This is a genomic window from Candidatus Lokiarchaeota archaeon, from assembly GCA_014730275.1.
Classification (GTDB): Archaea; Asgardarchaeota; Thorarchaeia; order Thorarchaeales; family Thorarchaeaceae; genus WJIL01.
On the sequence record WJIL01000143.1, the window covers coordinates 29,647 to 55,290 of the forward strand.

Annotated in this window: 12 protein-coding genes; 7 read left to right on the forward strand and 5 right to left on the reverse strand. The window is 46.0% G+C overall.

The features are described 5' to 3' along the window. Window positions 1–10 precede the first annotated feature (10 nt). From GF309_16085 to nadB, 3 genes are read right to left on the reverse strand one after another with little or no spacing between them, the layout of a single operon-like run. On the reverse strand, window positions 11–1,648 hold the full coding sequence (locus GF309_16085) for a hypothetical protein (protein ID MBD3160299.1): 1,638 nt from the start codon (window positions 1,646–1,648) through the stop codon (window positions 11–13). Beyond that, window positions 1,648–2,427: an ATP-binding cassette domain-containing protein gene (locus GF309_16090; GenBank protein MBD3160300.1), complete on the reverse strand. Its 780-nt coding sequence runs from the start codon at window positions 2,425–2,427 to the stop codon at window positions 1,648–1,650. Before GF309_16090 ends, GF309_16085 begins: the two co-directional genes overlap by 1 nt. 26 nt (window positions 2,428–2,453) lie before the next feature. Then, window positions 2,454–4,040: an L-aspartate oxidase gene (nadB, locus tag GF309_16095; GenBank protein MBD3160301.1), complete on the reverse strand. Its 1,587-nt coding sequence runs from the start codon at window positions 4,038–4,040 to the stop codon at window positions 2,454–2,456. 238 nt (window positions 4,041–4,278) lie between these two features. On the opposite strand from nadB, the gene GF309_16100 reads away from it, so the two are divergent. Further along, on the forward strand, window positions 4,279–5,124 hold the full coding sequence (locus GF309_16100; GenBank protein MBD3160302.1) for a hypothetical protein: 846 nt from the start codon (window positions 4,279–4,281) through the stop codon (window positions 5,122–5,124). Window positions 5,125–5,138: 14 nt separating this feature from the next. Here GF309_16100 and pruA read toward each other — a convergent pair whose 3' ends face one another. Together pruA and GF309_16110 are read right to left on the reverse strand one after the other, a co-directional pair. After that, on the reverse strand, window positions 5,139–6,770 hold the full coding sequence (gene pruA, locus GF309_16105) for an L-glutamate gamma-semialdehyde dehydrogenase (GenBank protein MBD3160303.1): 1,632 nt from the start codon (window positions 6,768–6,770) through the stop codon (window positions 5,139–5,141). Window positions 6,771–6,885: 115 nt separating this feature from the next. Continuing rightward, a complete protein-coding gene (locus tag GF309_16110; protein ID MBD3160304.1) occupies window positions 6,886–9,126 on the reverse strand; it encodes a hypothetical protein in 2,241 nt (746 codons plus the stop codon). Window positions 9,127–9,350: 224 nt separating this feature from the next. On the opposite strand from GF309_16110, the gene GF309_16115 reads away from it, so the two are divergent. Genes GF309_16115 through GF309_16140 form a run of 6 tightly spaced genes read left to right on the forward strand, consistent with a single transcriptional unit; the run spans window position 9,351 to window position 25,641 of the window. Next, window positions 9,351–10,529 (forward strand): ABC transporter permease subunit, encoded by a 1,179-nt coding sequence (locus GF309_16115; protein ID MBD3160305.1) that lies wholly within the window; start codon window positions 9,351–9,353, stop codon window positions 10,527–10,529. A 9-nt stretch (window positions 10,530–10,538) separates the two neighbouring features. Next, window positions 10,539–12,218: an ATP-binding cassette domain-containing protein gene (locus GF309_16120; protein MBD3160306.1), complete on the forward strand. Its 1,680-nt coding sequence runs from the start codon at window positions 10,539–10,541 to the stop codon at window positions 12,216–12,218. Further along, window positions 12,196–16,605 carry a S8 family serine peptidase gene (locus GF309_16125; protein ID MBD3160307.1) on the forward strand — a complete coding sequence of 1,470 codons (4,410 nt, stop codon included), beginning with the start codon at window positions 12,196–12,198 and terminating at the stop codon, window positions 16,603–16,605. Before GF309_16120 ends, GF309_16125 begins: the two co-directional genes overlap by 23 nt. 2 nt (window positions 16,606–16,607) lie before the next feature. Continuing rightward, window positions 16,608–17,582: an ATP-binding cassette domain-containing protein gene (locus GF309_16130; protein MBD3160308.1), complete on the forward strand. Its 975-nt coding sequence runs from the start codon at window positions 16,608–16,610 to the stop codon at window positions 17,580–17,582. Continuing rightward, entirely contained in the window at window positions 17,582–24,337 is a 6,756-nt protein-coding gene (locus GF309_16135; protein MBD3160309.1) for a hypothetical protein, read from the forward strand. Before GF309_16130 ends, GF309_16135 begins: the two co-directional genes overlap by 1 nt. Window positions 24,338–24,384: 47 nt before the next feature. Further along, window positions 24,385–25,641, forward strand: coding sequence for a tetratricopeptide repeat protein (locus GF309_16140; GenBank protein ID MBD3160310.1), 1,257 nt, complete (start codon window positions 24,385–24,387; stop codon window positions 25,639–25,641). The last annotated feature ends 3 nt before the right edge of the window (window positions 25,642–25,644 follow it).

Here is a 25,644-nt window from a genome sequence, read left to right on the forward strand (position 1 = left end):
TACTTCTGAATCAATTCTTGAGTAACTTCGGAATACCCTTTACTGCTACCAATGATTCTATGATTATGAGAATGCCCTGTAGGCCGATACCCACAAGAATTTCTTGTGCTAAATACGTGCCCAAAAGAAATCCAAGTATAGGAAGCGACCCCACACTTAGTGATACAAGAAAAGCGACGAATGTGGCTTTCTGATTGTTCACTGGATTAACTGCCACGATCCTTCCTTTTCCGATTACTCTTGACAGTACTCCCCCTACAGCAAGAGCCAGACCATACCCAAGAGGCATCTGAACAAAAGGTATGAAGAGAGCAAACCATGAGAACGGAATTCCAATCAGAAGAATGATTGAAACGATCGTCATAAAGAAGACATATGTTACTGTGAATAGGACAGCTTTCGCCTTCAGATTCATCATTGAACTGAGAGGCAGCCCATCATAGATTGATGCTCCCTGTGTGTCTATCCCTAACAGCCCAGTAATACTGATTCCTGAGAAGCTCTGAATTATGACCATCATTGTTACTAAACTCAGAAGGTCGATTCCGCCTTCCGCCATAATAGCAAGTGAAGGCGCCCACGCAATAAGCAGCATGAGTGGAAAGATCAGTATTGTAAGTGATCCCAAGTCTCTTGTGGCAAGTCGAAGGTCCTTCTTGATAATTGCCCTAATCGAACCAGTAGTTTCGATGGGCTGATTCACAATGGTAGCTACTTGGGTTTCAACTCCACCCATGACTGCTTTTCTGAGCCGTTCTCTTGCAATGCGATATCCTCGAACAGCAACTACTGCATAAAAGAGAGCGGCGCCAATCGAAAGCACAATGATTTCGGTTGATACCTGCAAACCATAAGCTGCAATGGCGGTAACCATTCCAAGAGTGAATGGGAACACGAGACTGAATAGAATATCAATGATAAGCCCGTAGTTTTGTGAGAGTGAAATCAATAGATCTACTAGAACTGGGAGATAATTACCTACTGAGTAAACCGCTATTATTCCTACCATGAGCATTACGCCAGTCAGCACGCGGACTACTGTGGAGAGCTTCGAGCCGGGTTGTTCAAGTGATTTTCTTTGATACCATTGCGCGACCAGAATCAGTATCGAGAAGGAAACTAGGATTGTAATTCCACAGGCGAAGAAAGCGCTCAATGCTGCCATAGGTCCTATCAGAATAAGAAAACCAACTGGAAGAACAGTCATGATTGCTATTGAAGGACCTGCAAATACCCTCATGAATGCAAGAAACATGATATCCTCGAAATCATCTTGAGACATTGGCAACATCGCAGCAAATGTTGCTACGCCTGACATGAAGAAACCCGAAGTCCCTACAAGGTTCAAGAAGAAAATCAGCACGAAGCTCAGCAGAAGAAAAGAACCGACACCTACGGTCATTGTTGTAACACCGGATTGTGATGGGTCTCCGAAAGCAATCAATCCCAATGAAACGCCACCTAGCACAACAACAAGAAATGTTGTAAATGCCATACTGATAGTATTGCTTCGCTTGACGTTTCGCATGATCTTTTCTGGCTGTTCCTTCGCCCTAGATCGATAGGAGGGATTCGAACTTAATTGCGCTCTGAATCTTGCTTCTCGAATAACTGTTCCAGCAAGCTCCCATTTTTTTCTGAATTCCATTATCCGGAAAATGCCTCCCGTAGTGCATCCACACCTTCAGTAACCTCATCAACTTGTTCAGTGAGTTTAAGAAAAATCTGTTCCAGCGTCGCCCCTTCCTGTTTTGCTTGTGTTCGAAGCTCTTCAAGAGTACCTTCAGCAACTAGATTTCCCTCGTCAATTATGCCAACTCGATCACAGAGAGATTGTGCTACCTCCATGATGTGTGTGCTTAAGAGAACCGAACCTCCCGTATCGACGTGAATCTGAATGGCGTCTTTTAGGATTCTTACGACTCTGGCATCCAAACCTGAGAATGGCTCGTCCAGAATCAGGAGTTTCGGACGATGAACTAATGCTGCCATGAGAAGGCACTTCTGCTTATTGCCCGATGAGAGTGTTACAATCATCTTTTCCATATATTCGGTAAAATCGAGAGCTTTGGCGATTTCTGAAACCCTCTTGTTGGCAACAGATTCTGAAATTTCTCTAACGGATGCGATAAATTCGAATAATTCCCGTGGAGTTAAAGATTCGTATAATACAGTTTCTTCTGGTACATATCCAACGAGTGATTTTACTTCTACGGGCTTCGCGAGGCTATCCACACCCATGACTCTCACCCTACCAGAATCAGGGTCAAGAAGACCCATCAGAATTTTCAGTGTAGTGGTTTTCCCTGCTCCATTTGGACCCAGAAGGCCGTAGATTTCTCCATTTCGTACCTCGAATGAGAGATTGTCAACTGCTGTTACTGTTCCAAATGTTTTCGTAAGTCCTTGGATTTCAACTGACGCCATTAGAATCCCACCTTGCATACTATGCGCTACTTTACCCGTTTGTATCCCTTTTTGAGAAGTGTATCTACTTGTTCATTTGCTTTCTGTGGATAGTCTTTGTTGTAATGTGTCCCACGGCTTTCCCTACGGAGTCTCGCGCAGGAAACTATGACATCAGCCACATCTGCGATGTTTCTAAGCTCAAGCAGGTCTTTTGTGATGATGAAATCCCAATAGTACTGACTGATTTCGTCCTGTAGAAGCTCAATCCTGTGTCTTGCGCGTTCCAGTCGCTTATTCGATCTAACCACACCAACATAATGAAACATAGTTCTGCGTATTTCATCCCACATGTGACTTACAATAATACGCTCATCTGGATCCGTCGCTTCACCCGGATCCCACGCTGGAATATTCGTATTCAGTTTGACCTTCTTGATAACTTCAGCCGCTGTTTGCGCCGCTCGATTGGCAAGTACAAGACCTTCAAGTAATGAATTGGACGCCATTCGATTGGCACCATGGAAACCTGTTGCTGCGGTCTCTCCTATTGCGAAAAGCCCCTTGATATCTGTTCGACCTTGCATGTCGACTTTGACTCCTCCGCACATATAGTGAGCTGCAGGTACAACCGGAATTGGCTCTTCTGTGATTTCTATACCTACCTCTTTGCAGTTCCCGTAAATGAGGGGGAATCGGTTTTTGATAAATGAAGCATCACGAAATGATATATCGAGCCAGACATGATCGGCGCCTGTTCGTTTGAGTTCGTTATCAATGGCCCTGGATACCGCGTCTCGAGGTGCTAACTCCGCATCTGGATGGTATTCATCCATGAACCGCTCGCCGTCAGGTCCAAGAAGCTTTGCACCTTCACCCCTCAAAGTTTCTGAAATGAGGAAATTACGCTTCTCACGATGGAACAGAAGCGTAGGATGAAACTGTACAAACTCACAATTCATCATGGTCGCTCCTGCCCTGTATGCCATTGCTATACCATCCCCGGTCGCCACATCGGGATTACTGGTATACAGGAAGGCTCTACCAGCACCACCTGTTGCTAGAACAGTAATCTTGGATGCAAACGTTTCTACTTTTCCCATATCGCCATCCAAGACATAAGCACCAAGCACCCTGTTGTTCTTGGTATAGAGATTTACAGATGTATGGTCTTCGAAAATGTGAATGTTGGATTCTTCTCTAGCTCTTGCAGCAAGAACTTGTTCCACATCTCGACCAGTATGATCCTTTACATGAAGAACTCGTCGCTCGCTATGACCACCTTCCAAGCCCAAATCGTATGAATCACAATCCTCTGCTCTACAGAAGTCAACACCCATTTCTACAAGTTCTTCGATTCTCGCGGGCGCCTCCTTCACGAAGGCTTCTACAACTTCAGGATGGCCGAGCCCCTCTCCGACCCGCATTGTGTCTTTGATGTGCTTTTCGAAGGAATCCTTGGGTGACACAACAGCAGCAATTCCGCCCTGTGCTCGAAGGGTTGCAGAATCTGTCAACGACCCCTTTGTGATGAGATTGACAGAACCGTGCTTTGCTGCCTTCAAAGAGAATAGGAGCCCTGAAATACCTGAGCCAATCACAAGAAAATCCGCCGTTTGGACTTCTGAAGTCATCTAGTGGTTCCCCTCTTTGGGAAATTCTACTGATTCAAGGACATTTGGCATTGTTCTAAGGCTTTTGGTGCAGTTAAAATCCCTTCGTGTTCACATAACTACAAGTTCATATAATGGTGACAGGAGTCACTTCGCGGAACCGTGAGTACGGTATGTTCATCGAAGGGACCCGATGCCTTCTTAAGGAAGGTATATCGTCGTATAGTCGTACAGCTAATAATAGGGGATATGCATACATATGGAAATAGAAGGAGTGATTATCTTCAACGCTGATTCCGGCGTGCCTCTGTATTCGCGGCTGAAGAAGAATATCGATCCTTCATTGTTTTCCAGCTTTGTAAGCGCTGCAAGGCACTTCTCAAATGAATTAGAGCTGGGAGGACTATCTTCTTTCAGCACAGATGAGAAAGTTATCTTCATGGCTGAAAACAAAGAAACCATTACAGCACTCATTGCGCCGAAGACACCTGAATTCGAAGAGACCGTAGAAGTAGCCTCCGTCCTTGGAGAACATTTCGAGAGGAATTATGAAATAACACAGCGACCACGAAATGGTGCATATAGTGGTTTCTCCATCTTTGTAGATCAACTGCTCAAAGAAATAGAGCATCCGTTTCTGGATCGTGTGGCGCGTTTTGTACACGAGGAATATGGTGGGGAAATTTCCATCAAGCCAAGACTCATGAAACGAAATGGCGATGAAGGCGTCATTGATGCCATGCTTAGTCAGGCGAACAAAGGCAAGTATGCTGATATGGACAAATCAGAAAGCAGGATGAATATGTTTTGCGATAGCATTAGCTTCATTCGTGCCATAGATGGTATCGCTGACAAAATCGACTTGATGGATTTCGCCGATCAAACAGACAAGTTCGGAATCCGAATGATGGATGGCGATGAGATGGAATTCAAACCCTATTTCCCCTCACGAGCAATTGTTGTGGCACAGGATTATGATCCCTCAGCCTTTGAGTATCTGAAAGGCTTGCCAGAAAAAGATGGTTGCAAGTGTCTTGATGGTCAGAATACTGTCATTGACTTGTGGAAATGGAATGAGCAGCACCAGCCTGAGAAGCTAAGCTAGTCCTTTCCATTATTTCAGGGCTCTGACATGTGATTATAAACAAAGAATTTTGCAGGAGTGAAATTCTCCTTTATCGAGCGTGGAGAAATCCACCGCATAAGATTGATTCTGCTTCCTGCCTTGTCATTTGTTCCAGATGCCCTTGCCCCTCCAAAAGGCTGTCTGCCAACAACAGCAGCGGTGGGCTTGTTGTTTATGTAGAAATTGCCAGCTGCATGCCTCAGTATGTCTGTGGCTAGGACTATTGCGTCTCGGTTCTTTGCGAAGATAGACCCAGTGAGGCCATAGGGCGAAGTCTTATCGCACAAGTGAAGGGTCTGTTTATATTCCTCATCAGGATAGACATAGATGGTCAAGACTGGCCCAAAGATTTCCTCTCGCATAAGTTTATCCTTGGGGTCAGTTGTAACAACAACAGTAGGGTCAATGAAATACCCCACCTCATCGTCATATTCCCCTCCAGCGATGATTTCGTTACTCTCGGATTCTCGTGCATACTCAATGTAGCTCACGATGTTGTCAAATGCATCTTGATCAATCACAGCGTTCATGAAGTTTCTGAAATTCTCAGGATTTCCGACCTGGACGAGCTCAAGGTCCTCAAGTAATTTCTTCTTTGTTTGTGGCCAGAGAGAATTTGGAATGTATGCTCGAGATGCTGCTGAGCATTTTTGTCCTTGATATTGGAATGCTCCCCGAATTAGCGCTGTTACCACTGCAGCAGCATCGGCACTTGAATGGGCAAAAACGAAGTCTTTTCCGCCAGTTTCACCAACAAGACGCGGAAAGGTCTTGTACTGGTCTATTCTTTCCCCAATTTGTTTCCACATGAATCTGAAGGTGCTGGTGCTACCCGTAAAATGAATACCTGCCAAATCGGGGTGTTTCAGTATCGGATCCCCTACTTGTGAACCTGGACCGGGCACGAAATTGATTACACCCGGGGGTAGTCCTGCTTCCATAAGAACTTTCATGACATGATAGCTTGTGTAGACCGCTGATGAGGCAGGTTTCCAGATAACTACATTGCCCATCAACGCAGGGGCTGTAGGAAGGTTGCCCATGATGCTCAAGAAATTGAACGGCGTTACTGCAAAAACAAAACCTTCTAGGGGTCGGTATTCCATCCGATTCCATTCTTGTGGTCCTGAAGTAACCTGCGTTCTATAGATGTCCTGCATAAAATATGCGTTAAACCTAAGAAAATCTGGGAGCTCATTTGCACCATCGATTTCCGCTTGATAAATGGTTTTGCTGAGCCCAAGCATAGCTGCTGCATTTACCGTAGACCTGTATGGTCCTGCTAGCAGATCCGCCGCTTTCAAGAATATGGCTGCTCTGTCATACCATGGGGTTTCACCCCAAGATTCTCTGGCATCAAGGGCGGCATCGATAGCCTGATGAACTTCCTTCTCGCCTGCATTATGAAATTCTCCGAGAACATGATTATGCTTGTGAGGCATGACTGCCTTCTTGACATCTCCAGTACGTACTTCTTCCCCTCCAATAATGAGCGGAATCTCAATCTTTTCGGAACGCATTTCTTTCAGTTTAGCCTTTAGTTCAGCTCGTTCTTTGCTTTCTGGTAGATAGCTTAGTGTAGGCTCGTTTTCAGGACGCGGAATCTCGAATTTTGTACCGACCATGATTTATGCCACCTTCTTATGGTTAATGACCTTTAACTATTGTTAATGCTATCTTAGAAATTAATAAACTTTCAGTTTTTGAAACACAAACCAGTATCCTTTGCAAATCCTAGCTCTATTTTGGAAAAGCAACTACAACCGATTCGGTTAGTGGGATGACTCTGAGATATGGGTTGCTCTCGTGATCTACCCTATCAATTATCGTTCCGCCAAATGATTTCGCCATTGAAATCGAAAATCTGTGGGGTACGAAAACAAGTAGTTCCTCAGGCAAATGTCTGAGAGCTATTTCAAGCTGATGCTGGTTTGTTGAGGTTCCAACTTCAAGCGTGACACGACCGTAGGCGGAAGGTATTTCTGAGACTAGCATTGGTTCTCTAGAATCATACCAGCGGTCAGTGATAGACGGAAAGACCAGTAGATTCCCATCCTGCTCAGAAAGCAACATAGTTTGTACAAGAAGAATCAAATCCGCTGCTGCACAGATACTCCCATCCGGGGAAAGTGGATATTCGGTTCCTTCCTTGGTAATTGTGTTTGGAACCTGGTGAAATGAGTTCGTCTCTGAGACAACTCTGTCCAAGATTTTCATTACTGTTGCACTTCTTTTTCGGTATGCATAGTATGATGCAATTCTTAGCAAATGATTGCCAAGTGCTCCTTCAGACTTGTGCTGGCATCTCTCCAGATTCAGGATTTTTTGAAGTTGAGAATTCATGATATTGTCTATTGCATCTAAATCGAAACAGTCCGGTTTCACGAGTGCGATATCAGCAGCAGCTTTCGTTATCCAGTATAGGTCAATTTCAGAATGGTTGTTTTCACTCTCTTGTTCTTTCTTCAGGAGTGCCAGGTTCTCTGCAAGGTAATTCTGTAGACGCGTTGCGTGATCTTGGATTTCTTGGGCTTTCTCTCCATTTTTGGTATACTTTGCTATCTCATGAAGCACAGCCCAGCCCCAAAATGCTTTGTGAATCTCCTCAAACGAAGCAGCTTTAGTCTGCGGCTTTTCTTCTGCATGGGCATCTTCCGATATCCCGTCTTGGCGAACATCTAATGGACTTGGAATTTCTTCTCTTGTCAGTATCCTGTAGACCTGACTGGTTAGTTCTCGGAGACTATCTTCTGGAATGGACGGTTGTTGATAGACTGCAACTTTGAGGATTGACCAGATAAGTGAAGCATCAAGTGTGTCCGTTTCTCTGATGGTGGAAATAGTTGACTTTGTGACATCTCTTACGATTTCGTCAATTGAAGTTCCAGGATTCATTCGTGCAAAAGCAAGCATTGCTCTGGCTTTTTCACTATCCATTAGAACCGAAGATTTTGGCTTTTCGCTGGAGAGAAGTGTAGAATAGATCTGTATGGCAATCCTTGCTTTTGCTTCGCCAAGTGCAAGGTTGAGATTGTCGTCAGGGACCTCATCGACACTTGTAGATGAATGAAACTCAAACCATCGTCTTACTGTATCTTTTCTAATGGTTTCGTCCAACACGAACTGTGAAGTCTGAGCATCTGAGTTATTCCTCAATGGAGATGCGAAGTAAAAAATCCTTTTTCCAGCCGGCTCCAGTTCTATATCATACCGTAGAAGTGCTGTAGCCAACCCGGATTCAGCTGAGATTGTGTCATCTATTCTGTTTTCTTTGTTTCGGAGATATTTGTCTATTTCGTAACTATCAGCCGTGGTGAGCATAACAGATGTGGGTGGTTCATTATACACTAATGCTGCCATGTTGTTTACGAAGAGGATGTTGTTGGATTCGTCCAATCTAATGTGTTCAATGGGGTCTATGCCCTTCGATGTAATGGGTGCAAGATGTACATAGAAGGTGAATTCAGTTTCTTCAAGTGAATGGTTTTGAAGCTGGATCTCGTTGTAGATAGCTTCCTCATTATAGGAGTGATACACCAAACGTTGGTAGTCTACCGCCTCATATCTTTCCTCAAAATGATAGACTTGATCGGAAGTGGAAAGCAGCTCAAGCATCGGTCTTTCACTATTACCGAGAACCAGATCTCCCCGTTTTTTTGGAACCAGTACATTCATTGAGCCAGCTCCCGACAGGGTTGAAACTAGTCCGAGGGCATCACAAACGCCATAATGCTTTCCTCCCGGGCTCCCAATGACTGATCTATCTATCTCAAAAAGCCGCTTTTCATTATCGTATGTAGCTGATTCGAAAAACCTCCATTCGGGAAGTGTCCACATTTCGGCCTCATCGAGGATTTTGGTGTTGAGCAATTGCCGTAGTGTCTCTGGTTCTATGTTTTCCCTTGGTTCCCGGATGTCAATTTCGTGCTTGTTGGCTACGCGAAACAGGCGTTCGGTTACCTCGCAATCTTCATTAATCACACACTATACCTCCGATCCTCGTCTGAGGTAAACTTGGCCGTACAACATTCTATCTCTCTTGTGGAGTACTTATGTTTACTTACTGTAAACACCATCTCATTTTTCTTGCAGCGCCTACATAGCAGCGTATAAAACCTTAATAGTCTCTGCCAAGGCCACCTATCAGTAAGAAGCGATAAGACTTTGATAGAACAATCCCAACTAGCATATTGAGGGGCTCATGAATGGCTGAAGTTGTCACAAAACCTTCTAGGCGTATAACAAATATGGTAGCCAAAGAACTTCGGCTGATTGTGAAAGACAAAGTTGCGTTGTTCTTAATTTTTCTCTTGCCAGCCGCTCTTATTGGAACATTATACTTTGTAACTGCAGAGAGTGGTATGGGTGGCATGCAGATGGGTGGAGACGATTCTGGTGACTCAGATGATGCCATGAATGAGACAGCTGATTCCGATGTCACCCTAGGAATCATTGATTTGGACACCACTCGCACCTACGAAGGTGAAGACCTCTCAGAGAATTTCACTGCATATTTACGCAATTTCACTGGAACATTAATCGAGTATAATGACTCAGATGCTGCTTTCGAGGATTTGTATCAAAAGGAGATTATAGGTTATGTTGTGATTCCAGATGGATTCGAAGCGAACCTAACGATTAATGAGCCAACATTTGTAGAAGTTCATACAGACGCAACCGAACTAATTGACCAGTCAACTGTTCAGGGCATTGTTCAGGGAGCCATAATTTCATTCCGCGCATCTCATATGTGGATTCGCTCGGAGGTCTTTCCGTCTATGACTATCGAGTTCACTCCTGACGGTGGCTATGTTGAGAGCCAGTTTGGTGGTTTTATCGTAATCTTTTCGAGCTATCTTGGGATAGCAATGACCTCTGCACAGTCTATTGTTGGCGATATCCCCCTCCGACGGATGCTACTCACGCCCACTAACAGGCTTGAGGTAATACTGGCGAAAGTAGCAGGTTATCTTGTTATTGGTTTCTTCCAGTCACTATTACTCATTACATTGTGGATTGTGGTCTTCGGACTGAATCTCAACACAGGTTTCTTGTCATTAGTGCTAATTATGAGTCTCATATCGCTTACAGGCTCAGCTACTGGTATTCTCATATCTGCTGTGGCGTCTTCACGTCTCCAAGCCAACCAAATGTTTCTCTTTGTTCTTTTTGGAACTCTCATTCTTGCTGGCTTTTTCATTGACGTTGGTGTTCTGGATGAAATCTTGCCCATGAATCAGGGTTTGGACTTGCTTATAAGCACAGCATTCAAAGGATTGAGTATATTCGAGGTGTGGCTCCCGATTCTTAAGCTACTTGGCTTTTCGGTGCTAGCCATTTTGGCAGCAACTGTAATTTTCTCTAAGAAGCCAACTCTCGGTTAGGTGGTAGACATGACAAGCAATACAATACAAGACACAGAGGCGAGCGAAAAACCATCATTCGTTGAGGAGGCTTTCTTCTCCGGAGCCAGAATGAACGAAGTACTGGATTGGTGTCTTGCACGTAAAGACCGGGAGCTTCATTGTGATGTCCAAGGGAAACTCACTTCCACGGACGAGAACGTACGGGTGCGTGGCAGAATCCTCGATATCAAGAAGGGGGTTATCACCCGCCGTTTGGCTGTTCTTGTGGAGGAAGATTTGAGTCGAGAAAGCCATGGAGATATCGACAAGGTGGTGACTATTGGTGGGCAAGGATCTTCACAAGAAGATATTGCAGCAACACAACTCACCCTTCAGAATTATTTGAAGCGTGACCTGTACGATGATTTCTTTTACGAAGGTAGCGAGCTTCAACAGGCAGTTAAGGATTTGGAGAAAATACTGGGTAGTCAAGATGTGACATGTACTGTCTGGGGCAAAAGGGTTTCAGATAAGTTGCCTATCATGATTCGGGGTAGCTTGGTGGGGGCCTCAACACAGCCAGCTCCAATTCTACCTGAAGGATTCCTTGAAGTTCGAGTTGCGCCAGAAACCTCGGTTGGTGACCCACAAATATTCCTTGTAACCCAGCCGCAATTCCTAATTGGTCCCCGTTCAGATCCGGATCTCACTATTCTGGCTGATAAGATCTATGTCCAGCCATTTGCTTGGAAACAGGCCCCTGCCTACAGAAATGTCCTTGAAGCAAGGAATCTCACAGTTACAGTCAAGAGCGGCAAGAAAATAATTGAGAATGTCACATTTTCAATGAACGAAGGTGAGATGCTTGCCATTATTGGCGAGTCAGGCGCTGGCAAGTCTACCTGTATCAAAGCTCTCATCGGAGACATTCCCAGTACCGGTGTAGCTCGGATTGCTGGGATAGATTCACGACAAACACGAAAGGTTCGGCATTTCTTCGGCTACTGCCCACAGGACCTCAGCTATATGTACGAAACATTCACTCCGCTTGAAAATATCATTGCGTTTGGCAAGCAGTATGATATTCCCGAATGGCAACTAATCAAAAGAGGAAAAACTCTGCTCAAAGACTTCGGCATTCTAGAGAAAGGGAACGAACCAGTTGGAGAACTTAGTGGTGGTCAACAACGAAGAGTTTCGATAGCCATAGCCCTTGTACACCGGCCCAAGGTCCTGCTAATGGATGAACCAACGAGTGGGTTGGATCCGGATAATCGCAATGATCTATGGCATTTTCTCGATTATGTAAATCAAGAATACGGTACATCCATTGTTGTTGTCACACATTATCCTTCGGAAGGTGAGTTTTGCGACAAGGTTGCAGTCTTCATGCGAGGCAAGAGCTTGGTTGCATTTGGTAGTCCCGCCAAACTAAAACAATCTATGCCCTCACGAGGTTTCTCAGTGGGTGTGGTTTTGGAAGATGTAGATCCACGAGCTCGGCCTACATTGGAGGATGTAGAAGGGGTCAGTTTCGTTCTCCAAAGAGGAGAATTGCTCAAAGCCTTCACCGATGAACCATTGCAAGTGGTTGCTGAACGGTGCGTCAAGGCATTGGAAGAGACTGATATTCCAGTGAAAATCGTAAAGACCAAGTCTGTCGCGGATATGGTGGATTACTACATCGCTATAACACGAGGTTTGATTGCAGGCACTATTGAGAAGTGATGAGATGGTTCGAGCTAGGAATAGAACTTCGACTATGTCAAGACGCATAGCCATTTGCATACTTGTTTTCATGCTCTTTTCTGCATTTAGCGGTACCACCGCATTTCCAACCAGAAACAGAGATTCGACCAATCAACCGACGAAGATTCAGGGCAAGCTCGTAAATAAGACGGAAAGTAATGAGCAATTGGATGTCCTTGTACAATATGACACAGATGCGAGCAGGCATAAGGCTGCCCAAGCAATCAAGGCTGTTGATTCTCATGCAGAGATTGTAGAAGCTTTTGAGGATTTGGGACTTCTCCGTGTGAAGTTGGTTGGAAGTTCTCTGCGGCATTTATCCCGTAGCAACCTCATAACCAAAATTTGGTCGAACGAACCTCAGAATCTTACAGCTAGATTTGATTTTTCCAGTATGCCTTCTAGTTCTGAATACAGCTCTCCTGTCAACCTGACTGGAGCTCATGAATTGTGGGAGGAAGGCTACAATGGGAGCGGTGTCGTTATTGCAGTTTTGGATACGGGTGTCAATTTTCTTCATCCCGACCTTGATGATTTCGATGATAATGATACAACACAAGACAGCAAAGTCACGGCGTATGCATCCTTCGTTGAAGGAGATTCATTACCTATTGATTTGATTGGGCACGGAACGTATGCAGCTTCTGTCTGTGCTGGTACTGGTAATGCTTCAGATGGGCTGTATGCGGGTATTGCTCCTGGCGCAACCATGATTTCAGCCAAAGTGACTTTGGGCGGCCTTTTGGCATCCCCGAGCTGGATCGTTTCAGGGATTGAATGGGCAGTCAGCAGAGGGGCAGATATCATTCTCATGCCCTTCAACACTTTTGGCTCTCCGGGCGATGCGGTTGATTTGGCCCTGCAAGAAGCTGCTGAGATGGGCCTTCTTGTTGTTGCCGCTGCAGGGGATGATGGTCCCGACTATCTTACGGTGATGTCACCCGGTGGCTCCCAGGTTGCGCTCACGGTGGGAGCATACGATACAGAGAACCAGGAAGTACCCACCTTTTCCGGTCGTGGTCCATCCTTTGGTTTGTTTGCTAAACCAGACTTGGTGGCTCCAGGTACTGGCATAGTTGGCGCAAGGGCTGATGCTGCAGCTAGTGCTGCAGGATTTGGGTCACTTGATACTGCTGAGTTGGGTGGAGTCTCTTCTTTACTTGGAGGGGATTTTGGAGAAGAGGTTGATGAAAACTACATTCGAGCTGATTCTACAGCAGCTTCGGCATCTATCGTAGCAGGAGCAGCTGCAATTTTACTCCAAGCATTTGACCGTGCCACCCCCATAGCTATGGCCAATGTTCTCAGAGACACGGCAACCGAGTTAGAGTATGGTGTAAATGACGCTGGTGCTGGTCTACTCAATCTTCCGGCAGCTTATGATTACTTGAGTACCAAAGAGCAACCCGGCCAGGCAGAGAATCGTACAACTGGTTTGCCATTACTAGCCACAGGCCTACTTTCAGCATCGGCTCAAGATGCATCAACTACTTTGCTAATGAGTAGTTTCGGAACTTCTGTTGTTGCAATCGATAGCCGTGGCGAGTCCCAGTCAAGTATTCATCAGCTCATGGGTATGTTATGGTTGAGATGGAATGATAACGATCCAATGCGTCTGATGGAATTCAAAGTGAAACGGGAGATGCATCAAGTCGCCACAGAATCAGATCAGAGTAATTACAACAGGTGGATAGGCATCCTCTCATACAATGATACAGTGTATGTCGCATTAATGGTAGAGGCCTACAATTTTACGTTACAAACTACAGAACCAATAGTTGGGTTCAGGTTCACTCCACACGTTCTCAATCTGGGTCCGGAACCCCTTGAGAATGTCAGTCTCTTCATGTCCTACTCTCTAGATTTGTTTTCTGATGGACGTGATGACCATGGTAAGTATGATTTGCTTCGGGATGAGATTTTCGCCTATGCAATCTCAGAAGATCACAGGGACTACTACTTCGGACTGAATGCAAGCAGGGAGCTCTCAGCATTCGAAGTAGGCAATTCCTCAGATATAGACTCGCATGTTTCCAACGACAATCTAACTGGTTCTACTCAATTCGATGGTTCAGTCGGTCTTGGAATGAAATGGGATTTCGGCCATCTATCCTATAATGATCCGAAAAACGTCACAATAGCAATGGGATTCGCAGAGAATCGTACTTTTTTGGATGAATCCATCGATAGGATGTGGACTGAGGAACCACCCGCGTTGCAATCTGGCCAAGGTGACTTGATTGTTGTAGAAGCCACAATTCCAAGGACCACTCAAGCGGGCATGATCTATGAATCAAGTGCGGTTGTCATGAATATTGGATTTGAACCCTCTCAGATGGTGGCTGCGATGGTCATTCTGGAAGGTGGAAATGAAACCGGCACAGTCTTCAGCAAGTATTTCAGTTATAGCGAGGTGGACCCATTTACTGCAAAAACCCTTTCCACGGAGTGGAATCCGGAGAAAGAGGGGATGAGATCTGCGGCATGGGTAGTCTCAGTTGGTTTGGAGTACGCACTTGCGTTGGTGACAAACCCCTCTGGCCAAATCTCAAGTACTGCTGTGAGTCTTCTCGATGACTTCTTGATTCGAGATGTATTTGTTGAAACTCCTATTCAGTCTACTTCAGTCTTCCCGAAACACCTTCCCTCTTCACCTTTCAATATTCGATTCCCCTCTGACTTCAGTTTATGTACCGTGTCTTTGACTAGTACTGTTCCTCTTGGCAATGTTACTGTTACAGGCTTTGGAAATGCCAGCGATTGGGGTGATCCAAGCTTACCCGAAAGCGAGAATGTAGAGGGATACTACAATTTCTCCCTCTTTTCTCTTGCTCCACCCATAATGATGGATGGCTATCACAGATGTGACTATGTTGTTAAAGCAGAAACCGGCTGGTCGCAAAATACCACGCTTGAAACCGTAATCCAATATCCAAAGGCTATGATGCTCTATGATACCTCTCACGGCGGTGGATTCTCTTTGGGAGGTGGACTGGAAGGTGGACTGGGAGGCGCAAGCGATACCGACATGGGAAATGGTATGAGCTTCCCACTCGCTCAAGAATCCAATGAAACTGAAGATGATGGCGAGGCTATCAGCATTGGAGGCTTGGACGATTTCGGTGCTATTGATGAACTAATGGCACAATTTCGGATGACCACTTTTTCGGGTTTGTCTAAGATGGATGAGAAGATGGCCAAGCAGGGTCTTGACCTAGTTGAAACCCCAGGAATGGAGCTCGACGCTAATCTACTAACCCAGTTTGCTGCTGTCATAATTGCTGCGCCCTCAGAAGGCTTCAACTCTACTGAGATTTCCATTCTACGGAATTTCACTGGTGATGGAGGGAAGCTGATTATCCTTGGAGATCATGAGGACCGCAATAATATCACAGGTCTCAATTCATTACTTGAACCATATGGATATTCTCTCACTGGGAAGCATACGCAGGAAAACACTACTGAGATTGTTCGTAGCTCCCCATTATCCCCGAATATTGAAAGCATATACCTAGAAGAAGGGGCCTTTATTGAAAACAACCATTCAATGGCTGCAGCTACCGTCGGCGGCCGTCCTGTTGTTCTCCTTGACAGCTCCTCTCCAGAACTTGTACTCTTTGGTTCCTCGCGCCTTTTCATGAATAAGAACCTAGAAAAAAATAACAACTCTATCCTCTTGGATAATCTGAACGAGTACCTATTGAAGGATACACTGAATGGTGTAGCAACCCTATCTGAGAATCAGACCTCGTATCCAACAGGAAAGAGCGTTTATCTGAATCTCTACATAACTGACCATCAAGGACGCCCTGTAAATGATTTGACCGTGGCTGTAGCATTCGAATTACCCAACGGTTCTTTGGCATATTTCATCGCAGGCTTTGTTGGTGATGGCCTTTATTCTTCACAGTTTACACCCAATTATTGGCGGTCTGACGGACGCATAAACGCGATTTTCATCATCCTTGGCGAGGAATATGCAACCACCTATGCGAGTGTCAGTTTCACGCTGTACGAGGAGAGTGTTACTCCGCCAGTTCCTGACGGAGAAGGTCTTTTGACAATGCCACAATTTGCTCTGCTTGTATCCACTGGTACATTTGGTGTTGTGGGCATTTTCCTAGCGGCCAACAGGATGCGACGGAGAAGGCGGATGCGAATCCCTGAAGTTGATCCTGAATTAACTCGTCGCATTGATACAGCGCTGAATACACTGTTGGCAGTCTTCAGACAAATGGAAGAAATAATCCAACGTGAAGATCTTGACCGCATAGAAAAAATTGAATCATTACGGGGTCTAAAGGACAGTCTCGAAGAAGCAGAAGAGCTGTTCGAAGAAGTTAATGACATGGTTGGAGGTGTGTGACGATGCCAGACCATGAAAAAGAAATTATTGTGGATGACTTGAAAGTTGCGTTTGGTGATTTCTACGCACTCAAAGGAGTCTCGTTCTATGCTAACAAAGGTGAATTCCTTGGAATTATTGGTGCTTCGGGAGCAGGAAAAACAACTGTCTTACGGGTGCTAACCGGACAGCTGGAGCCAACGAGTGGTAAGGCTTTTGTCGGAGGATATGATGTTACTGAACGGATTGAGCTCATAAGCCTCCTAGTGGGATATGTGCCACAGATTGAGCACCTATCACTCTATTATGATTTCACCCCTTTGGAAAACGCGCAATTCTTTGGTCGATGCTTCGGGATGAAACCAGCTGAAATTGAAGAAAAGGCTCGAAAGATACTACGCATCCTGGGCTTTGACGAAGAGCTCATAACAAAACGGGTGAAGCGTCTATCTGGAGGAGAACGCAAGCGGGTTTCTATTTGTCTTGGTATGATTCATGAACCGCCACTATTGCTCCTAGACGAACCCACAACAGGTCTGGATGCCCATCTGCGTCATGAAACACTCAATTATCTCAAGGAACTAAACTTCGAACTTGATACCACAATGGCCATTATTAGTCACGACCTTGAAATTGTTGATTATTGTACACGAGTTTGCCTTCTGGAGGATGGTTATGTTAGCCGGTTCGGCACTCCAGAAGACCTCATTTCAAGTCTCCCTGGTGAGGGAGAAAGCCTTCAAGTTGTTTTTCCTTCGATGTCGTCTGCAATCAGAGACCGAGTACGTTCTATTGAGGGAGTTGAGTACATTGCCCGAACCGGTCGTAACACACTCAAGCTCTTCATAGATGAGCCGAAGGATAACATGCTAGAGGTAATTCATAGCCTCAACGAGCTTGATGTGCCGTTTGAAGAAGTATCTGTAGTTGAAGCAGATTTCTTCGATTTCTTTAATGTAAAGCCTTGGAAAGAAGCCGAGGCAGGAGGAAGTGCTTGATGCGATCAAAATACCTTGTTGGAGCAGTCGTTGTTGTTGCTGTAGTGTTGTTTCTTTCAGTTCCAATTGATGATGAACTCGTGCCAATGACTGAAACTCCAGCGCAGTATGAATCGAGTGTTCCCGCCGACTTGCGGCCATTTGAGACGGCTCTGGTTTGGTCAAATACAACGGATGGTTCTATTATCGACCTTGCAATGGGTAACTTCGATGCTGATGCCTATGATGAAGTTGCGGTTCTTACTGAGGACCAGCTGTACCTTTACCAAGAGGATGGAACTGAGGATTGGGTTCTCAATCTCAGCTCGACTTCATATTCACTAGCCACACTACAAGTGGATGCTCAAACTGCTCAGGAGATCGTTGTTGGGACCAGCAATGGATTCTTTGTGGTGGGCGGAAACAAGACTCTGCTAAGAAACGTCACTCTTCCTGATGATACACGAGCGGTTCTGGGTGCTGACCTGAATGGCGACAGCATCGATTCCGTTATTGCAGGTTGCGACGATGGGTTAGTGTGCTCCTACGATATCAATGGAACACAGCTTTGGAACTACACAAGCACTGGTTCAGTGCGATTACTGACAACTGGGGATATTGAAATCGATGGCCGAGAAGAGCTTTTGGGCGCAACACTATCCAATCGTCTTTTCCTGTTACAGGATAATGGATCCCTTCTGTTTTCAAAAAGCACAACTCAGGAAATCAACACCATCCAACTCGCAGATTTGGCAGGAAATAGCAGCCTTGAAGTGATATATGGTGGTAGCGCTGGGAAACTACAGGCCTACTGGAACAACGGAACTGCACTGGTAAGCAGGACCTTTGATGATTCGATAGAAGCACTGTTCGCTGGTGATGTGAATAATGATGCAGCAATCGAGGTCACCATTGGAACAATTGGTAGCGAGCTGTATACACTCAACACGACTTTCGGTACGCTGTGGAACAAGACCCTGAGCACTTCTGTTGTTTCACTACGATACTCGAATATTGATGGTACCACAACGGATGAAATTGCTGTGGGAGTAGATGGTGGTTCGGTTATCATCTACAATGCTACGGGATATGAAATCTCGACAACCGATGTGACCGCCTTCTCTGGTATTCTCGATACTGGGGATTTGGACAACGATTCTAAATTCGAATTCGCGGTAGGATTAGACAACGGTCAGGTCAGTGTGTATGGCATTGATACCGACCGTGATGATTTGCCAGATGCGCGGGAGACTCTTATCGAAAACACCGATCCGGCTGATTCTGATTCTGACAATGACAAATTGACTGACGGTGAAGAGGTACTAGAATACAACACCGATCCGAACGATAGCGACTCGGACTCGGATGGACTCACAGATTTCCAGGAAGTGCGCACCTACGAAACGGATCCAAATGACCAAGACTCAGACGGAGATCTGCTCAATGACTGGCAAGAAGTCTATCTTGACACGAATCCAAATCAAGCCGATACGGATACTGACGGGCTTGATGACTATGAAGAAAACAACATAACGGAGACGGACCCAACGCGGTCAGACTCAGATGGCGATGGAACCAACGACGCTCAAGACGATAACGATGGCGACGGCCTTTCAAACATTCAAGAAGTCCGTCAGACGGAAACTGACCCGAATGAGGTCGACAGCGACGATGATGGCACATCCGATTACTACGATGATGAAGACGAAGACGGCCTGACGAACTGGAAGGAGTTGCAGGTGGGGTCGGATCCTCTAGATGAGGATAGCGATGACGATGGGCTTCTAGACGGTCCCGAGGTCAAAACATGGAAAACTTCGCCTACTGATTCTGACACGGATGACGATCAGCTGACCGATTGGGAGGAGGTGACAATCGTAGGGTCGAATCCGCGAGAAGCAGACACAGACGGAGATGGGCTTGATGATTTTGAAGAGTACTCGGAATACGGTACAAATGCATCAGCAGCGGATACCGATTCAGACGGGCTGGATGATTTCGAGGAGATTAACACATACAACACAAATGCCACGAACCCCGACAGCGACGGGGACACTTTGACAGATGGAGCAGAAGTGAATACGTGGGGTTCAGATCCAAACAGCAATGATACGGATTTGGACGGTCTCAATGACTACGACGAATGGTATGTCTATGGAACCAATGCTACCCTTACTGATACAGATGATGATTCTTTGGATGATGGAGCCGAGGTTCTTACCTATGGCACCGATGCCACCTTGGAGGACACTGATGGCGACGGCCTTCTAGACCCGGATGAAATCGAGTACTGGAACGCAAGTGTCGCACTTGACGCCACGTTCTTTGATGGTGTTACGAGTGACTATGACTTCGACTATGATGGGGATGACCTATCGAATGGGGATGAAATCTATTTCACACGAACTGATCCAACTCTGGTTGACACAGATGGAGACGCAATAGACGACGATGTGGAAGATTCTGACTTGGACAATTTGAGCAATTACGATGAGCTCTACGTGTATGACACTCTGCCGCGCAATCCTGATAGTGACGGAGACGATGTTGAGGATGGCGACGAGGTACTGATTCTGGGAACAAACCCCAATGACAAAGACAGTGATGACGACTCCATCTCTGATTATGACGAAGACTTCGATGATGATGGCTTATCGAATGGTATCGAGCTTTATGTAACTGAAACCCTCACAAATGAGTCGGATACTGACGGGGACGATATTTCGGATTATAATGACGATGAGGACTCTGACAATCTTCCCAATTGGTTCGAGGTAGAGATGACGGAGACCGACCCGCTCTACAATGACTCTAATGATAACGGTGTTCTTGACTGGGAGGAGGACCCCGATACGGATAACCTCACGAATCTAGAAGAATTCAATGCCGAGACGGACCCCCTTTCCAGCGACAGTGATGGGGATGGACTCACGGATGGTGAAGAGGTTCTCCAGGTCTTGACGGATCCTAATGATTCAGACAGCGATGATGATGGCATTCTCGATGCTGATGATGACAAAGATCACGATGGCCTTACTAACGTGGAGGAGCTCCGTGATTACAACACCAACGCCACAAACAGGGACACGGATGGTGACATGCTGAGGGACGGCTTGGAAATCGAAGTCGGCTTGAATGCCACACTGGCAGATACTGATGGCGACGGTCTGGTCGATGGATTCAACGATACCAATTCTAATGGTGTATGGGATGCTGGAGAACTGGGTGAAGACCTCGATTTGGATGGTGTTGTGGACGAATATGAGACTGATCCTACGGTGGCAGATACTGACGGTGATGGGCTTGAAGATGGGCAGGAAGTATCTGTATACTACTCCGATCCCCTTGTTGTAGATTCTGATGAAGATGGAATCGAGGATGGCCCTGAAGTCAATGACTATGGAACCGATCCGACAAAAAACGATACTGACGGAGATTTGCTCTCAGATTTCGTCGAGATTAATATGACACTAACAGACCCGCTTGAACAGATGTACAATTCAACACACACTCATTATGAAATCGACAGCGATGGAGATGGATTAATCAACGGTGTTGAAGTTGACGATTATGAGACATCGCCCGGTGACGCAGATACTGATGATGATGGCCTTTTTGACGGGGAAGAAATCAACACGTATGGTACAGACCCACTCGAAAGTGATTCCGATGGAGATTCGCTTTCAGATTACGAAGAAATCTTTGAGCAGTCAACAGACCCGCTGGACGCTGACTCGGATGGAGATCGGCTATACGATGGATTCGAGGTTGACCAGCTTGGAACTGACCCTACCAAATACAGCACCTATGACAATGGCACCTCCGATTACGATTTAGACATGGATGGCGATGGTCTTAGTAACGGGCTTGAAATCTATGGTTACGGGACTAATGCCACAAATCCAGATACCGATGGCGATTCATTACTAGATGGTTTTGAGGTCAATATTGCTGGATCCAGCCCCACGGACATGGACACAGATGATGACGGAATCAGTGACTATGACGAGCACATGACGTATGGCACCAATCCTGCCCTTGAAGACTCGGATGCAGACAATTTATCGGATTATGATGAAATCTACGTTCATGAAACTTCGCCAACGCTTTGGGATACGGATGGCGACCAGCTTGCAGATGATGCCGAAATCAATGAACACGGAACGAATCCAAACCTTGCTGATTCGGATGCGGATGGCATAGGCGACAAGAAGGAACTTGACTTGGGAACTGACCCCAATTCGAATGATACTGACGCAGATGGGCTCAGCGATTGGGAGGAGTGGAAGCTTTACGATACCGATCCTACCACCGCCGATGGAGATGAAGATGGGCTGAACGACAAGGAAGAAATCGAAGAAGGAACAGATCCCGATAATGCTGATTCGGATTTCGATAGTCTTTCAGATGGTGAAGAAGTGAACACCTACGGAACGTCGCCGCTTGATGAAGACACAGACAATGATCGGTTGGCCGACAATGATGAAATCTTCAACAGCCACACAGATCCCACTTCTGCTGACAGCGACGGAGACGGCATTACTGATGATAATGATGATGCAGACGGAGACGGATTAAGCAACTATCTTGAGATTTACCTCTATGAAACCAACTGCACACTTATCGATACGGATAGTGATCGGCTTTCGGATTATTATGAAATAGAAATAAGCGAAACTGATCCGAAATCTGCAGACAGTGATCAAGACGGACTGGAAGACTGGGATGAGCTCTTCTACTACTCAAGCGACCCCAATTCGCTCGATACTGATGGTGACGGTTTAGACGATGCGGAGGAAGCTAGAACGTTCTATACACTGTTGAACAATACTGACACTGATTCAGATGGTCTCTCCGATTACGACGAGATCCGGGTATTCGAAACAGACGCCTTACAGCCAGATACGGATGGCGACGGGCTTGAAGATGGAGCTGAATTAAACATACACAACACTGACCCGCTATCGGAAGATTCGGACAGTGACAAATTGCTGGACTCTCTCGAGGTCGCCATCGGGACCGACCCGCTTGAGAAAGATAGCGACTTGGACGGTTTGACGGACTTCCAAGAAAACAATCTGACCCTTACTGACCCTCTCCTCTACAGCACAAAAGGGGACGGCACATCAGACTCTGAATGGGACATGGATGATGACAACCTCACGAATGAGCATGAAATAGAATTGACAGAAACGGACCCCCGCTTGAATGATACAGACGGTGACGGTACTCTTGATGGTGCGGATGATGAAGATAGAGACCTTCTCACCAATTATGAGGAATGCGTCCTAACGGAGACAGATCCACGCGACAAGGATAGCAATGACAACGGCTTATCAGACTACAATGATGATGAAGACGACGACGGTTTGAGCAATGGTGAGGAGTGTCAGATTTACGAGACTGATCCGCTCAAGGATGATACGGATGGTGATGGGCTTTCGGACTTTGAGGAGGTCGATGAGTACGCAACTGACCCTCTAAGCAGTGACTCAGATGAGGATGGCTTATCAGATTTTGATGAGGTGGAAGAATACGGATCGAATCCGCTGTCGAATGATACTGATAACGATTCATTGAGTGACTATGAAGAAGTGTTTCTAACCGACACCGACCCAACAACGAACACCACCCACGGTGATACGCTGGACGCCAATTATGATTCTGATGACGATGGGCTTACGAATATAGAAGAACTACGAACACACGGTACAACCGCATTGGACCCGGATACTGATGATGACGATTTACAGGATGGCCGTGAGATTGAGCTGGGAACGAATCCACTTGATGAAGATTCTGATTCAGACTTGCTTCTTGATGGTGCCGAGGTTGATCAATACGGAACGGATCCGCTGAATAATGATACTGACTCAGACCTCCTCTCGGACTCGCAAGAAATCGGCGTATTCGGTACGAACGCTACAAACCCCGATTCTGATGGAGATCGCCTAACTGACTACGAAGAAGCCATAGTCTACGAAACGAACCCTCTTGACGCAGATTCAGATGAAGATGGCGTTGAGGATTACGATGAGGTCATCACTTGGGAGATTAATCCTTATGATTCTGACAGCGATAACGATGGGCTGTCTGATTACTTTGAAATCATGAACACTGGCCTGCTCGGCTGTCACCCAGGAAACAATGATACAGATTCCGATGGGCTCGATGATGGCGAAGAGGTCAACACCTATGGAACTAGTCCAAGCAATGAAGACACGGATCAGGATGGCTTGACTGATTATGAAGAGGTTGTTGTCTTTGGTACAGATCCGCTGAGTCAAGATTCGGATGGAGATGGCCTCAAAGACCCGGATGATTTCCAGCCAAAAACTCACTGGGCAATCCCCGTGGCCATCAGTGTAGTCGTACTCGGGGTGGTTCTAATAGTCGCCAAACGGATCAGGCAAGAGATTGAGGTTGAAGAATACATAACCGAAGCCGAACCCAGCAGTCCCGGCCTTGAACCCGGTATGGATGTGTCTGTTGAGTACAAGATTCGGGAAGGTATGGTTGTATTCGGTGTGGTTGTGCGGAACGGATCGGAGATGACGATGCGTAATGCTCAGGTTGTGCTTGGCGTGCCTGAGCTAACCGAGACAATCAAGAGCAAACACATTGGGACTATCGCTCCTGGTGAGCTATCGGTTAATGAAATCGAATTCGAGCTTCAGCCTGGTGCCAAGGGAGAGCTTGTTGGCATGTTGGAATATGATACCGCAGAAGGGGAACACCGCGTGGTGAACCTTCGGCCTGTTGAAATCACAGCTTAGTCAAACTTGATAAGAAAAGTCTCCTTCTTTTTCACAGGGAGAGAACGTTGGAGACAAAGAAGCTCCTCGGGAACATTCAGCGTGTGCTGGATTCAGTAGGAGTTGACAAGCACATAGATACCGATCGTCTTCACCGTCCTGAGATTGGAGCTTCGCGATGGGAATATCTGAAAGAGCTAGAAGCGGACTTACGAAAAACGATTGATGCATTCAGTGATGATGAGCGTCTTCCAGATACACTCATGCGGCTTGCCAATCTGCATTTCCAAGATGGTAATCTAGCAAAGGCCATTATGCTGTACGATTTGGTTTTGGGTATTGAACCCCGTCGTCCTGAGGCTATCATGTATATGGGCATCGCATATCTCTATGCAGACAAACCGCGTGATGCAGTTGAGTGCTTTCGCGTCATCAATGACATGCAACCCAATGAAGCTGAAATCTTGGCATATTTGGCTTTGGCTGAGTTTCAGGCCGGTAAATTGTCTCGTGCGAAGAACCACCTGGACCGTTCTCTTGAGATTACCCCAGATTGTGACCGAGCATTATATGTCAAATCTCTCTATTTGGAAGAGCTTGGGAGAATAGAAGAGGCTACAGATGAACTCGAAAAGCTGCTCAAAATCAATCCCGCCTCATTTCCCGCTCTTCTCCAACTAGCGAGGATGAGAACTGAGCAGGGCGATGTTGAATCTGCTAAGAAACTTCTAGATCGTGCCCTGAATATGGATCCTGCTCATCCCATAGCCCTCTCAGCTTTAGGCGATATTTTCTATGAACTGGACCAATATGAGTCTGCGCTCTACTACTTCGACAAAGCACTAGGAATCAATCCTGACTTTTCCGAACTCTGGGTAAAAAAGGGGGATGCCCATATGGCTTTGAGAGCCACAGAACAGGCTCATAACGCATACGAGAAGGCGGTCAGCTTGGATCCGGAAAATGCGACTGCTTGGATGAAGAATGGTGAGCTATTGGCGCTTCAAGGAGATAGGTCTGCTGCACTGAAATGTTACGATACAGCTATTTCTTTGGAACCTGAAAACGCTGAATTTGCTCATCAGCGAGGTATGCTTCATATTGCTGCTGGAAAACTCGAAAGTGCACTAATCGATTTTGACCTTGCTCTCGCAGCAGAACCAAGCGATCCCACGCATATTTACCAACGGGCAATTGTATTGGAGCTTCTAGATAGGCCAGAAGAAGCAAAGCGGACTTGGGAAATCGCTCGGGACTTGTATGAAAGCATCGGAAATCCCAACAAAGCAGCTGAATGCTCAGCTCGTGCAAGAAGACTTGCTTAGCTG

Excerpts from the sequence above, each read along its gene's own strand:
- GF309_16085 (MBD3160299.1), bottom strand. The coding sequence starts at position 1,648 with ATGGAATTCAGAAAAAAATGGGAGCTTGCTGGAACAGTTATTCGAGAA.
- GF309_16090 (MBD3160300.1), bottom strand. The coding sequence starts at position 2,427 with ATGGCGTCAGTTGAAATCCAAGGACTTACGAAAACATTTGGAACAGTA.
- nadB (MBD3160301.1), bottom strand. The coding sequence starts at position 4,040 with ATGACTTCAGAAGTCCAAACGGCGGATTTTCTTGTGATTGGCTCAGGT.
- GF309_16100 (MBD3160302.1), top strand. The coding sequence starts at position 4,279 with ATGGAAATAGAAGGAGTGATTATCTTCAACGCTGATTCCGGCGTGCCT.
- pruA (MBD3160303.1), bottom strand. The coding sequence starts at position 6,770 with ATGGTCGGTACAAAATTCGAGATTCCGCGTCCTGAAAACGAGCCTACA.
- GF309_16115 (MBD3160305.1), top strand. The coding sequence starts at position 9,351 with ATGGCTGAAGTTGTCACAAAACCTTCTAGGCGTATAACAAATATGGTA.
- GF309_16120 (MBD3160306.1), top strand. The coding sequence starts at position 10,539 with ATGACAAGCAATACAATACAAGACACAGAGGCGAGCGAAAAACCATCA.
- GF309_16130 (MBD3160308.1), top strand. The coding sequence starts at position 16,608 with ATGCCAGACCATGAAAAAGAAATTATTGTGGATGACTTGAAAGTTGCG.
- GF309_16135 (MBD3160309.1), top strand. The coding sequence starts at position 17,582 with ATGCGATCAAAATACCTTGTTGGAGCAGTCGTTGTTGTTGCTGTAGTG.